Source organism: Kitasatospora sp. NPDC032121, assembly GCF_055580145.1.
On sequence record NZ_JBVILX010000023.1, the window covers coordinates 41,715 to 53,407 of the forward strand.

Here is an 11,693-nt window from a genome sequence, read left to right on the forward strand (position 1 = left end):
GCAACAGAACAGCACACGTGCCGCGTACGCCTGGCACCAGCGCTCTACGGACGGTCCGATTTCGTGCAGTGTCGGCTGGCGCTCTCCACGAGCGCAGGGGCCATCTCACAGAAAATATCCTTCACTATTTGTGTGACAGAGATCACAGGGAAAGAATCCCCTCATCAACCGCCGAGATCCCCCGAAAAGTCCGAATTCTTCTGACGGGTAGACACCGCCCCCGGAAACCTTCGAGAGCTAACTGAAGCTGTCGGATCGTCAAAAGACCATAGCGGCAGGCATGAAGAGATACCTATGGCCAGTCAGCGATGAGTAAGACTCTACTGGTACCTTACTCAGGCTTTACGTGTGCGATCCAAATATCGCCCCCGTCTGAAACCACGGAGGAACCTATGCCGCTGCACCGAACCCCGAAGCTCCTGGCCCCGGTTGCCATCCTGGCGACAGTCGTCGGACTCACTGCCCTGACCACCGCCCAGGCCGCACCCAGCAGCCCCCAGTCCGCCGCCACAGTGGCTTCGACTGCCAGCGACGCGATGCCCCCCGCCGTCGAGGATTTTGTGCACCCGGGTTCCGAGAGGATCTTCCAGGAACAGAAGATCAGCCTGAAGCAGGGCGACGGCCACATCATGCTGACCGACTGCAAGTCCGCGTACGACATCATGGTCAAGTCCCGCACCGGCCAGAAGAACTACTGCTTCGCAGTCAACGCCAAGCAGGGATACCTCACCATGGAGATTCCGGAGGCCTACGGCATCTGGACCGAGGATCACCCCGTCCAGGCCAAGATCACCTCCAGTGGCAAGGAAAGCGTCGTCAGCGCGCCCAAGAACGACTACACGACCTTCGGCGAGGCGGGAGACAGCGGTCAGCACGCAGTCCTCATCGAGCTGCGCGTCACTGGCTGACATCCGCCGAATCACTCCCCCCTGGGACTGCGTCGAGGGAGGAGCTCGTCCGCCGCTCCTTGCGTCATACAGATAACGGCGCATGATGCTGCGGCGCGCTCATCATGCGCTCAGCCGCACCGGCCAGAGAGATCCTGACCACAGATCCTGGGGAAGCCGCCACGCCACCCACATCAGCTTCGCCCGGACCGCCACGGTCCGAGACCCCTTAGAGGAATTCCTAGATGTCCCACACGACCTCGTCCCGCTCGCTTCGCGCGGGTGTGCTCGCCGCAGCCGTGGCCGCCGGCACGCTGGCCACCTTCGCCTCCACCCCTGCCGGTGCCGTCACCGGCGACGCTGCCTCGAGCGGTGCCTACGCCTACACCGCCAACCTGGCTATCGGCGACAACTTCCGCGCATGCAGCGGCGCCCTGGTGGACCGCAACTGGATCATCACGGCTGCGTCCTGCTTCGCCGATAACCCCGCCCAGCCCAACACGCTGCAGGCCGGGGCACCGAAGTGGACGACCACCGCCACCATCGGCGGGAAGAGCGTCGCCATCGCCGACCTGACACCGCGCACGGACCGCGACCTCGTTATGGCCCGCCTCGCGGCTCCCGTCGACGGCATCGCCCCGGTGGCCCTCGCCGCCACTACCCCCGTCACCGGACAGACACTGGTCGCACCCGGCTTCGGACGCGCCAAGACCGAGTGGCGGCCGGGCGCGATGCACACGGGCGCCTTCTCACTCGACACCGTGACCACCACGGGTATCGGCACCACCGGCACCGGCGGCGCGGCACTCTGCAAGGGGGACACCGGCGCTCCGGTGATCCGTGAGACCGGCGGCAAGGCCGAACTCGTCGCGGTCGCCTCCCAGTCCTGGCAGGGCGGCTGCGCCGGCGAGACCGAGACCCGCACCGGCGCCTACAACACCCGCGTGGACGACATCGTCGGTTGGGTCCAGCAGACCCGCGCCAAGGCCGTGGGCTGGAAGACCCAGTCCCTGATCCGCAGCGACAACAACCTCTACTTCGCGTCCCGTCTCTACGACGGTTCCTGGACCCCGTACGAGGACGTCCAGGCCGCGGCCGGGAACATCGGCGGTGTGCGGGCCGTCGCAAGCGCCGGCATCAACACGTCCACCCACATCATGGCCCTGGGCGGTGACGGGCATCTGCACTACGCCATCCGCAACCTCGACGGCAGCTGGGCGCAGCGCTTCGTCGACCTCAACATCGCACTCAACGACCTCGGCAACATCACGCAGGTCTCCATCTCCCCCATCGGTGACAGTCTGCACGTGGTCGTCGTCGCCGACGACATCCTCTTCCACACCGTCCGTAACGGTGCCGGCCAGTGGGGCGGCTTCGGTGTGGTCACCGATGTCGCCGGTCCGCTGAAGGGCATCACGTCCATCTCGGCCGCCGGGGCCGCCGGCGGTGACCTGCACATCGCCGCCGTGTCGGGTGGGAAGATCTACCACACTCTGCGTAACGCCGCCGGGCGCTGGGGTGCGTGGGGGTCGGTCGCCGACGCCGCCGGTGCCACCGCGCCCGTGACCGCCGTCGCCATCTCCCGTCAGAGTCTCGATCTCAACCTGGCCTTTATCGCCAGTGACGGCCAGTACCACACCTTGAGGTGGGCCAACGGCAGCTGGCAGCCCGTCGCCTCCCTCGGCGGCGTCATCGGGAACGTGACCGGCACCAGCATCAGCGCCGCCCCCCTTGACACCGATGCTCAGTTCGCCATCGCCACCACCGACAACAAGGTCCTGCTCACCGCCCGCCACGCTGACGGCACCTGGGCTGCCCCCGAGGCCCTCGACCTCACCGCCATCCCCGGCAACCACACCGGAACCATGATCACCAGCAGCCTCTGACCACCGCACTCACGGACAGAGCGCTGATGGAGGCAACAGCGAGGTCCGTGTTCCTGGCTCGGTCTACCTCGCGGGCGAGGACGTCGTGCACCTGCCGCACGACCGCTCGTCGTGGTCCTGCGCCCCCAGAGGCCTGCCCGCCCACCGCGTCGTCCCCCACCTGGGAGCTCCCCAGGTGGGGGACGACGGTCCGCGTCGTGTGGTGACTACCCACCACCTTCTAGCACGCCGAGAGGGACACCCCGCCCGACGAGCCACCACTTGCCTGGCAGGGCAGCCCGGAGGTCCCGCGGTGGCCGATCGGCGGCCCGCTGCCCGTCCGGAGGTGAGCGCTGCACCCGGCCCGGCCGGTGGTGACGGATGTCAGGAGGCAACCCAGCCGGGGATGGTCGGCAGTACGGTCTCAGCGAGTCGAATCAGCGTCTCGTGGTCGGTGGCCGTCCCGTCCTGCCGGATGACGGCGAGTTCGAAGATCGGGCCGAGGGAGACGTCGGGATCCTGGGCGACCATGAGGGTCTGGGCATCAGGCCCGGGCACAGTGACGAGCTCGCCGTGCCCAGGGTCCTCGGGGGAGATGGAGGACGTGCCGGTCGTGTAGATCGCAGCGGGGTGGCCGAGGACGGTCGCCTTTGTGATGGAGTCCGGATGATGTATCCCGAACTGCTCGTCGACCGAGGCGTAGCCCTCCGCGAGGGCCACGGCCGAGTGCTTCAGGCGCACCTCCACGGTCGGCTTCCACTCGAAGCTGTGCGGTATCGGGCGCGCGGTCACGACGGGGTCGGTCGGCGTGCCCAGCAGTGCGGGCAGGTCGGTTCGGTTCAGTGCGGCGCAAAGGGCCGCGGACCGCTGAGGGTCGCTCGGCTCCGGGGGCGTGCACTCGACCGGTTGGGCCGGCTCGGCGTGCTCGGTCGGTTCCGTCGGGCTGGCGAACTGCCCTGTCCCCCACAGCCCGGCCAGGACCGCGCCGCCCAGCACGCCGGCCGCAGCGACTACCTTGAGACCTACCCGGGCCTTGACCGGCTCGGCCCCCTTCTCGACGACAACGTCGGCTTCCACGCCTGAACCCCTCCATACGAACAAATAGATCGTGATCATACTGTTCGCGCCAGGCCTCTGGCCTGCCGGTATTCCCGTGCATCGCGGCGGCCTGACCGTCCGCGGGTCGGACGGACACTAGTCGGCCGGGTGCTGCACCTGGCCGAGTACGCCCGTAGCGGCTTCGCGGGGCTCGATGCCGAGGTGACGGTACGCGACGCCCTACTTCACCTCCCTAAGATGGTCGCCGGACCCAAAGCCGCATGGGCAAGTGCCGGAACACGTCCGCGATCGACCCGGGTTCGCGCGGGCCTCGCCGCGGCGCGGCCGTGGTCTGCCGGGTGGTGCGCTGGGCGGGGGCGTTGCCGCTGGTGCGGGCGGCCTGGCGGGCGGCGCGCAGGGCAGTGCGGGCTAGGTCGGCCCCGGTGGTCGTGGTCATCAGCGGCTCCCGACGAGTTCGCGCTCACGGAGGCGGGCGGCCAGCTGCTCGCGGAAGGCGATGCCCTCGGAGTGGTCGACAGTCATCCAGGCCTGGAAGGTGCGAGACGGCCGATCTACGAGGTCGAGTTCAACGTGAAGGCCCAGACGGTTGCGGTGACCACGGGAAGCAACGGATTCATCGTCGGAGTGAACATGAAGGGCACTGGAGTGCCGAATGGCTGAACAGCGTTTGATCCGCGTGCTTGCGGACTATGAGTGCTACCCACTGTGGTTGACCGGTGAGGACGCGGGAGATCTGTCTCCCGCGGAACCGGCACTGGCACTGAGTGCGGGGCTGATCGGCCGCCTGGACGCCTGGTCGGACGCATATGACGAAACGTTGTGTCGAGATGACCCGATGTCGTCCGGATTTGCGTCGCAGGAAGCCGAGGATCAGTTCTATGAGACTGGCCGGGCCCTTGCCGAGGATCTCGCGACGGAGCTCGGCCGGAGCTGGAAGGTGACCTACTACGACCGTCGCATCGGTCGTGACCTGGAGATCCAGCAAGCCGGCTGAGCGTAGTCCTTCCGGCGGTACCGGTAGCGCGGAACCGACTCCTGGCTGAGGATCAGACGGCGCTCGCTCTGGAGCATCACCCACCGGTGGCCCCACGCACGACTGGCAGTTTCTAGGGGTCGTTGCAACACGTGGTCGTTTGATCAGGCCGCGAGTAGTTTATGCAGGCGCTCGGCTGGGGTTTCCCAGCCGAGCGTTTTGCGTGGGCGGCCGTTGAGTTCGGCAGCGACCGCCACGAGGTGTTCCGGGCCGTGGACTGACATATCGGTACCCTTGGGGAAGTACTGCCGCAGCAGGCCGTTCGTGTTCTCGTTCGACCCGCGCTGCCAGGGGCTGGCCGGGTCACAGAAGTAGACCGGGACGCCGGTGGCGACGGTGAAGGAGCCGTGCGCGGCCATCTCGGAGCCCTGGTCCCAGGTCAGCGACCGCACCAGGTGGCTGGGAAGGGTCTTCACGGTCTGCACGAGTGCGTCGCGCACGTGCTCGGCGGTGCGGCCGTTCGGCAGGTGCAGGAGCATCACGTAGCGGGTGGCGCGCTCGACCAGGGTGCCGATCGCAGAAGCACCGTCCTTGCCGATGATCAGATCGCCCTCCCAGTGCCCGGGCACCGCCCGGTCCTCCACCTCGGCGGAACGCTCGCTGATCATCACCATGGGGTCGATGAAGCGCGGCTGGCGCTGCTGGGCCTGGCGGCGAGGCTTGCGACGGGCCCGGCCGGTACGCAGGGCGCCGGCCAACTCGCGGCGCAACTCGCCGCGGCCTTGGACGTAGAGGGCCTGGTAGACCGTCTCGTGGACCACGTGCATCTCCGGCCGCTCGGGGAAGGTGTCCCGCAGAGCCTGGCAGATCTGCTCAGGGCTCCACTTCCGGTCCAGGTGGTGCTGGATGAAGTCCCGGAGCTCGGGGCTCTGGCCGATCTTGCCTGGCTTGGGGCGGGGCCGGCGCTCGTCCGCACGGGCCTGGGCTGCGTATGGCCGGTAGGCGCCACTGTCGGGATGGCGGTTGCGCCGTATCTCGCGGCTGATCGTGGACGGGCTGCGGCCCAACTCGGCGGCGATCGCCCGGATCGTGGCCTTCTCCCGAAGCCGGTCAGCGATGTGGATCCGGTCCACCTCCCGCAGGTACCGGGACGAACCGGATGAGGGCGCCACCCGCCGGACGGGCGGCGCCCCTGCTGTCCTGCCAGTGGGGTTCCTGCCGTTGCGCCACCGCTTGCCGGTCCGGGAGTTGATCCCGACGATCCGGCAGGCTTCCCTACTGCTCAGGCCCTGGTCCATGAGCCGGAAGTATTCCTCCCGCTCATGGACCAGCTTCCGTCGTCCCTGCCCCCTTCGGTCCGTGCGGGTCTCGAAGGTCATTGCACTCCCCAGCTGGGGTGTTGCAACGATCCCTAGAACTCAAGACTCGTGCGTGGGGCCACCGCGTTGGAGGGGGAGCGCATCGTCGGGCCGAGGAGCAGTTTTTCCGCACGGCTCATAGACGGGGACGACAACGGCAAGGGCGGCAATATGATCGGGGAGGTCTATTCCGTCAACCGGCTCTTGGACGGTGACTCCTTCTACGTGAAGATCATTCCGTAGCCGACTGCTGGTCAGAGCAGCGAGGAGAAAGTGGTGCCCGTCCTCTTCGAGTTCCGCACCGAAGCGTGGCCTGACAACGGCAAGATCGTGGTGTACGACTCCGATGCCACCGTGCCGAGCAACGAAGCTCTCGTCAGGAGCCGGCGGGAGGTGGTCGCCGGGACCGGTTCCCAGATCTACGTCCACAGCCTCCAGGGCACTGCCCCCGCCGAGATCCTGGTTCGCGTGTGGGACGGCCCGGCAGCGACCGGCAGCGACTGGGGAGCCGAGGGCGAACGCGAGGTTGAACTCGACACACCGACAGGATGCGTGGTCATCCGCGCATTCTCACCCGAGATCGCCGGCTGCTTCGACCTGCCACGTCCCGGCCTGTACGAGGGCCGTGTCTCCTGGAAGGGACGCGGGGCCGCCGAGGACCAGCAGAGCAGACTGCGTGCCCAACTGGCCACTCCGGAAGGTCAACTCAACTCGGACACCGTCTTCGCGACCCACCACGAGACTCTGGAAACCTATCGGATCGACCTGTGGTGGACCGCCGAGTCCGAGGACGACGAGGACGACGAGTAGGCATCACCCGGTGTGGCACCTCCGTCGTCCCGACAGAGGTGCCACATCGGGTGGACGGATCGACTCACGAAGTGCTCGTCGACCAGCTCGGGCTCCTCCCCGCCCGCGCGGAGGTGGCCCGATGATTGGACACAAGATGCCTGGTCAGACATGGTGCGCCCCGCCCGCGCGGAGGTGACTGGCCTTCGGGCCGGGGATTCTCCGAAGCCGCGTGAGCGGCAGGCTCGGTTGCGGCCCTATCCGGGCCAGCCATTGCAGCTATCGAAGCCGGTCTCCACGCTGCCGCGGAACGCCAACGCCTCGCGACCAATGCCGAGGGCGTTGAGCAGGGTATTAAGCGCCGGTTCCACATCGTCCACCGCGCGGCTCACCCAGACGAACGTATACGGGACCGGCGCTCCTTCGAGCTCGCTCAGAGCGAAGTCCGTCTCCTCGATCCGGAACATGGCAACGTCCACGTAGCCGAGGTCTTCCCAGCCTCGTTCGACGGTCAGTCGCAACCGCGCCGCGAGCGCCTCCAGCCGCGGCTGCAGCCCCGCCACCACTTGAAACGAGCTGGCCGCGAACTCCCACATGCTCGGCTGGAACGCAGGGTTGCGCTTCCTGCCCTGGTACGACGGGGCTGTCTCCCAGTCCGGTTCAGGTCCCGGAACGTTGACTGCCGCCATGTCGGCCTCCCCTCCGAACACCACTACTTTCGCCCGGTGTTCACCGTAGCTCGGGTCACAGCACGGCTCGCACCCCCGGTGAACGTTGCCGGTCAGAGCACTAACCCGGGCTGGGAGCGACGCTCAGTGCCCGGGCGCTCGCGGAATTCGGCGACGCCCCTCACCGCTACGCGAGTGCCCTCCGACATGAACTCAACCGCTGATGATCTCAACATGCTGACTTGCCAGGGAAGCCCAGGCCGGACCGTCCACGGTCCGGCTGGTGCGGCGACGGGCCGACGGCGGGGCCGGCTACGGCCCTGACGGCGGATCCGGCGGCGCAGGGCAGGCGGCAGTGGCGGGTCCAGCGCCGCCTGGGCGCTGGCCAGGGTGCGGTAGCAGAGCGCTCCGCGGCCGACCACCCCGGGCGGGGGCTTACCGCGACGGTTCTCAGGTTGCCGCCCAGTTCCGGCTCGCCTGGCAGGGCAGGTAGGCCACGTTCCGAAGTGGGGAGATCGAAGGGAGGCTCCGACCCGTCGAATAGGCCCAGCGGAAGCCTGGGACAGCGACCTGTCTCGGGGCCAGGACGGCCGGATTAGCGCGCGGGGTACGGTACGGGTCCGGTCCCGCCCCCCGGTGGCCTCTCAGACCCCCCCTCTACCGGATTCTGAGCGGGGGGCGACGGGGTTCACCGGGGCGGGCCCGGTAGTGGGCCGTGATCGTTTTGGACTCCCCGGGTGGCCAAGTTTGGCGAACTCGGGTGCCCTGAACTGGGCTGATGCGCCAACTCCGGTGACAGTGCCCTACGTAGCCACCGACGAGAGGAGGAAGCCGCTACGGTCCTGGGCCATGACGAACACGAGGAGCAGGCGGCGGGTGATCCCGGGCAGCAGGTCCGGGCAGGAGCCATACGAGCTGGTCGCACCAGCCACGATGGCAGGTCTCCAGAAGTGGCGGGCCCTACCGGAGGAGCAGCGCCGCCGGCAGGACCAGTCCTGGTCGACCCGGATGCAAACCTGCATCGCCTGGGCCGAGGAGCACGGGGTCCGGCTGGGCCGCACTGGGGGCCATCCCGACTGGCTGCTGGGGAAGACCGTGCGACGGAACTACGACTCCCTGCCCAGCTGGTTGGACCACCCGCTCTACTGGGTGAAGGACCGTCGGCCGGCAGCCATCACGGCGTCGCTGTACGGCTACGAGCACCAGGAGGACGAGGTCCACGGCTGGGTCGCCGGGAAGCCCGGAATCGGGCTGGCCACAGGACCGGGCTGGTACCACGACGGCACAGTCCAGATTGTGCTCTGGAACCGGGAGGTGCTCGGCGACGCCGTCACCGCCGCTGATGCCGGACCGAACGCCCTGCGGTGGCTCGCCCGCCGACCGTGACGCCCGTCTACAACGTCGAGTCGCTGACAGACCACAAGCCCGGGGGCCGCGCTACTGCCGGCGGAACCGTGAGACCGACCAGTGCCGAGGCACGAGGTCCGCGGACTCCTCGGGGTGAAGGGTGTGCTGGCAGGCGGCGGTGAAGCCGAGCACGCTCTCCTGCAGGGCCCTCTGGTCTTCACCTGGACGCCGGGGCCGAGCATCGGCGGGCCTGTCCGGCGGCGGCGCCGGCAGACCGGCACGGGTACCGTCTCGGCATGCACGCCGATCCCCCCGACCACGAGTCGCCCTCCAGCCCCGGGGCCTTGTCCGTCGAGGACCTCATCGACCAAGCTGCCGACACCGCCGTACGCACCGGCGATCCCGCCGCCGTCCGAGCCCTTCTCGACGACCTGGACCAGCGGGGCACAGACGCCCTGTGGGAGGGAGCCCTGGTCTGCCTGGCGATGCTCTCCAGCCGCCCGGTCTACGGCCGGCTGGACGAATACGCCAGCGTCGCCCGGCTGCGCCAGGCCGCGACCGCGACGCCGGACCGGGTGACGTCCATGGTGCTGGAGCTGCTGGCCGTTCACCGAGAGCTCGGTGTCCGGGCAGCTCACCTGGTGTGGGAGGAAGCCGAGGAGTCGCTGCGCCCGGTGGCGTTCGTCCAGTTGTTGATCACCATGTGCGCCGCTGTCGGGACGGAGAGCGGCCAGCTGTCCGCACCCCACACGGTGCGGCTGGTCAAGCAGCTGGTGATCGGCGCCCGCTGACGGCTGGCACCCTCGGGTGGTTGGTTCGGACGACCGACTTGATCCAGCTCAGCGGAGAGTTGGCTTCCCCTGGCGGCTATCAGAGTCGAAGTCGCTGTGTCTGCGGGTCATAGCAGTTGAGGCCCATTGACGAGGCCACTTCCGCCGCGTAGGCGGACGCCTCCTCGGCCATGCTCCAGCGCATCGGGAAGTAGATCAGAGGGCCACTTGCCTCTCCGATCAGCGGACCGGTCGACCAGGGCGAGATGTCGTCCTCATCCTGGGTGAGATCGGGCCATCGCTCCAAGAGCGCGGCGGCATAGGCCGCGATTCGCTCCGCCGGAGGGACGTCAGGCCTGCCCGCGGCGATGTACTCGTTGTACAGATCGGTGAAGCGCTGGCCTGCGGCAGCGTCATCTGCCGGCCGCTCGCCTTCCCAGACAGCAAGGTCGTAACTCATGGGCGAAGCCTGCCATCCCGCACCGACAGCATCACCGACGGACCAGACAAACTGAGACCGGGGCCAGCCCGCAGAAGGGACAAGAAGGAGTCGATGCCCCTTTGCCTGGGACCGCTGGCTTTCGACCCGTGGTCTTGACCGATGGACAGGCGGGTTTGACGGCCCGGCTGAGGCCGGCGGCTCGCCTGCCAGGGCCGGTGTCAGCGGCGCGTGCGAGTGTGTGGATCATGAATGAACCCGACGACCTGTGGCCTCACAGTGAGGACTGTCGGCGCCAGCGTTTCACGGTGCTCGCCCCGACGCCGATCCGCTCCCCCGCGGCACGGCTCGGCAGCCCGCGGGTGGCGTCGATGGCCTCCGCCATCGAGGCGAAGCCAGCCGCTCGGGCCGTGGCCTCCAGGGCGTTCCTTCGGGCTTGCTGGGCGGCCGGGAGCGTACGCAGGGCTGCGGACCTGCGCGCGGCGCGTACGGCGGGAAGGTCGTCGGTGCCCGCGCGTGCTGCGGCTGAGCTGCGGGCGAGTACCTCGGGCGCGGGTTTCGAGGCCCGCATTGGTTCGAGCAGGCCCGGGTCGGCGGCCATCGCCTTGATACGGGCTTCCGACAGCGCGTTTCGGGCGTCCGTGGCCATCAGCGCCGTGCTGGCGGGTAGCGCGTGCTCGGCGCGGTACTCGGCGGCCGACATGTCGTGGATGCGGGCAAGGTGTGGTGCGAGGGATCGGAAGCGGCGTCCGCATTCCAGGCAGGTGACCAGCCCGTCCGTGTCGGCGCCGTCCGGGCGCCGCGAGCGCACCGGAGAAGCCGGCCGGGTGGTGGCACGCAGGGCGGCCAGCTCCCACAGCAGTGCGCGGTCGCGCCTGCGGCAGGCTACCGGCTCGGGCCAGCGGTCCCGCTGTTGCTGCATCACGGCCTTCAGGCTGCCGGGGGCGTAGCCGAGAAGGGACTCGGCCTCCCGTCGGGTGACTAGGCGGGAGGCGGCGTCGGCAGCATCCATGGGTCAGCGACGCCCGTCACGGATTTGGTAGAGCCGGGCACGGCTGAGGTCGGCGGCCTTCTCCAGGTCCTTGACCCTCACCTTCGTGTCCTTCCGGTTGAGCATCGCGGAGCGGATCACCTCGTTGAACGCTCGGTCCGCGTCGGCCTTCACCTTGTCCCGGTAGCGGCGCGCGTCCTCGACGGCCTGGAGGACGTCAGCGGCGGGCCCGGCCGGCTCCGACTCGCCCTCGGCGTTGAGCTGGTCGGCCAGGACCTCCCACTGGTCGGCCAGCGGGCGCCCCTGGTCGTCGGTGTCGATCTGATCGGCAAGTGCGGCCAGGTCGTCCTTCGTCACCGGGGCGAGATCCTCGCCCCGGTCGATAACCGCCGCCGAGCTGGCGGCCTCCCACAGTTCGCGGATCTGTTCCGCCGTGACCGTGTGCGACATGTCTATCCCCTGACTGCCGACGCCACTTGATGTGTAGCGCGCTTGACATTGAGCATGGCCCGCCGACCCCTCGATGTCAAGCGCGCTACACATTTGC

The 11,693-nt window shown here is 68.5% G+C and carries 14 protein-coding genes; 7 read left to right on the forward strand and 7 right to left on the reverse strand.

Annotated elements, in window-relative coordinates:
* Positions 1-392 precede the first annotated feature (392 nt).
* Both ACZ5OX_RS34925 and ACZ5OX_RS34930 read left to right on the forward strand, forming a co-directional pair.
* Complete coding sequence (locus tag ACZ5OX_RS34925) at positions 393-908, forward strand: hypothetical protein (protein ID WP_465635775.1); 516 nt, start codon at positions 393-395, stop codon at positions 906-908.
* A 224-nt stretch (positions 909-1,132) separates the two neighbouring features.
* Positions 1,133-2,773, forward strand: coding sequence for a trypsin-like serine protease (locus ACZ5OX_RS34930; protein WP_465635777.1), 1,641 nt, complete (start codon positions 1,133-1,135; stop codon positions 2,771-2,773).
* A gap of 363 nt (positions 2,774-3,136) precedes the next feature.
* Here the strand turns inward: ACZ5OX_RS34930 and ACZ5OX_RS34935 are convergent, their stop codons facing one another.
* Positions 3,137-3,868, reverse strand: coding sequence for a DUF6215 domain-containing protein (locus ACZ5OX_RS34935; protein WP_465635779.1), 732 nt, complete (start codon positions 3,866-3,868; stop codon positions 3,137-3,139).
* Between the two features lie 175 nt (positions 3,869-4,043).
* Positions 4,044-4,247 carry a hypothetical protein gene (locus ACZ5OX_RS34940; protein WP_465635781.1) on the reverse strand — a complete coding sequence of 68 codons (204 nt, stop codon included), beginning with the start codon at positions 4,245-4,247 and terminating at the stop codon, positions 4,044-4,046.
* A 216-nt stretch (positions 4,248-4,463) separates the two neighbouring features.
* Here ACZ5OX_RS34940 and ACZ5OX_RS34945 point away from each other — a divergent pair, with 216 nt between their 5' ends.
* A complete protein-coding gene (locus tag ACZ5OX_RS34945) occupies positions 4,464-4,805 on the forward strand; it encodes a hypothetical protein (RefSeq protein ID WP_465635783.1) in 342 nt (113 codons plus the stop codon).
* 143 nt (positions 4,806-4,948) lie between these two features.
* On the opposite strand, the gene ACZ5OX_RS34950 is transcribed toward ACZ5OX_RS34945, so the two are convergent.
* A complete protein-coding gene (locus ACZ5OX_RS34950; RefSeq protein ID WP_465635784.1) occupies positions 4,949-6,163 on the reverse strand; it encodes an IS30 family transposase in 1,215 nt (404 codons plus the stop codon).
* Positions 6,164-6,211: 48 nt separating this feature from the next.
* On the opposite strand from ACZ5OX_RS34950, the gene ACZ5OX_RS34955 reads away from it, so the two are divergent.
* Positions 6,212-6,385 (forward strand): hypothetical protein, encoded by a 174-nt coding sequence (locus ACZ5OX_RS34955; RefSeq protein ID WP_465635786.1) that lies wholly within the window; start codon positions 6,212-6,214, stop codon positions 6,383-6,385.
* Positions 6,386-6,418: 33 nt separating this feature from the next.
* The gene (locus ACZ5OX_RS34960; protein WP_465635788.1) at positions 6,419-6,952 is read left to right on the forward strand and encodes a hypothetical protein; all 534 of its coding nucleotides are present in this window, start codon (positions 6,419-6,421) and stop codon (positions 6,950-6,952) included.
* Between the two features lie 236 nt (positions 6,953-7,188).
* Here ACZ5OX_RS34960 and ACZ5OX_RS34965 read toward each other — a convergent pair whose 3' ends face one another.
* Positions 7,189-7,620 (reverse strand): hypothetical protein, encoded by a 432-nt coding sequence (locus ACZ5OX_RS34965; protein ID WP_465635790.1) that lies wholly within the window; start codon positions 7,618-7,620, stop codon positions 7,189-7,191.
* 828 nt (positions 7,621-8,448) lie between these two features.
* Between ACZ5OX_RS34965 and ACZ5OX_RS34970 the strand changes: the two genes are divergently transcribed.
* Positions 8,449-8,985 (forward strand): hypothetical protein, encoded by a 537-nt coding sequence (locus ACZ5OX_RS34970; RefSeq protein WP_465635791.1) that lies wholly within the window; start codon positions 8,449-8,451, stop codon positions 8,983-8,985.
* 257 nt (positions 8,986-9,242) lie between these two features.
* Entirely contained in the window at positions 9,243-9,737 is a 495-nt protein-coding gene (locus ACZ5OX_RS34975) for a hypothetical protein (protein WP_465635793.1), read from the forward strand.
* A gap of 79 nt (positions 9,738-9,816) precedes the next feature.
* Here ACZ5OX_RS34975 and ACZ5OX_RS34980 read toward each other — a convergent pair whose 3' ends face one another.
* The 3 genes from ACZ5OX_RS34980 to ACZ5OX_RS34990 all read right to left on the reverse strand — a co-directional run bounded on the left by ACZ5OX_RS34980 (position 9,817) and on the right by ACZ5OX_RS34990 (position 11,596).
* On the reverse strand, positions 9,817-10,176 hold the full coding sequence (locus ACZ5OX_RS34980; RefSeq protein WP_465635795.1) for a hypothetical protein: 360 nt from the start codon (positions 10,174-10,176) through the stop codon (positions 9,817-9,819).
* 253 nt (positions 10,177-10,429) lie between these two features.
* Positions 10,430-11,167 (reverse strand): MucR family transcriptional regulator, encoded by a 738-nt coding sequence (locus ACZ5OX_RS34985; RefSeq protein WP_465635796.1) that lies wholly within the window; start codon positions 11,165-11,167, stop codon positions 10,430-10,432.
* A gap of 3 nt (positions 11,168-11,170) precedes the next feature.
* Positions 11,171-11,596 (reverse strand): hypothetical protein, encoded by a 426-nt coding sequence (locus ACZ5OX_RS34990; RefSeq protein ID WP_465635798.1) that lies wholly within the window; start codon positions 11,594-11,596, stop codon positions 11,171-11,173.
* Positions 11,597-11,693: the final 97 nt, after the last annotated feature.

What these genes read in the sequence shown, in the direction of transcription:
- ACZ5OX_RS34940 (WP_465635781.1), bottom strand. Translation starts at nt 4,247, where the DNA reads ATGACCACGACCACCGGGGCCGACCTAGCCCGCACTGCCCTGCGCGCC.
- ACZ5OX_RS34990 (WP_465635798.1), bottom strand. Translation starts at nt 11,596, where the DNA reads ATGTCGCACACGGTCACGGCGGAACAGATCCGCGAACTGTGGGAGGCC.
- ACZ5OX_RS34945 (WP_465635783.1), top strand. Translation starts at nt 4,464, where the DNA reads ATGGCTGAACAGCGTTTGATCCGCGTGCTTGCGGACTATGAGTGCTAC.
- ACZ5OX_RS34975 (WP_465635793.1), top strand. Translation starts at nt 9,243, where the DNA reads ATGCACGCCGATCCCCCCGACCACGAGTCGCCCTCCAGCCCCGGGGCC.
- ACZ5OX_RS34925 (WP_465635775.1), top strand. Translation starts at nt 393, where the DNA reads ATGCCGCTGCACCGAACCCCGAAGCTCCTGGCCCCGGTTGCCATCCTG.
- ACZ5OX_RS34950 (WP_465635784.1), bottom strand. Translation starts at nt 6,163, where the DNA reads ATGACCTTCGAGACCCGCACGGACCGAAGGGGGCAGGGACGACGGAAG.
- ACZ5OX_RS34965 (WP_465635790.1), bottom strand. Translation starts at nt 7,620, where the DNA reads ATGGCGGCAGTCAACGTTCCGGGACCTGAACCGGACTGGGAGACAGCC.
- ACZ5OX_RS34985 (WP_465635796.1), bottom strand. Translation starts at nt 11,167, where the DNA reads ATGGATGCTGCCGACGCCGCCTCCCGCCTAGTCACCCGACGGGAGGCC.
- ACZ5OX_RS34970 (WP_465635791.1), top strand. Translation starts at nt 8,449, where the DNA reads ATGACGAACACGAGGAGCAGGCGGCGGGTGATCCCGGGCAGCAGGTCC.
- ACZ5OX_RS34935 (WP_465635779.1), bottom strand. Translation starts at nt 3,868, where the DNA reads ATGATCACGATCTATTTGTTCGTATGGAGGGGTTCAGGCGTGGAAGCC.
- ACZ5OX_RS34980 (WP_465635795.1), bottom strand. Translation starts at nt 10,176, where the DNA reads ATGAGTTACGACCTTGCTGTCTGGGAAGGCGAGCGGCCGGCAGATGAC.
- ACZ5OX_RS34930 (WP_465635777.1), top strand. Translation starts at nt 1,133, where the DNA reads ATGTCCCACACGACCTCGTCCCGCTCGCTTCGCGCGGGTGTGCTCGCC.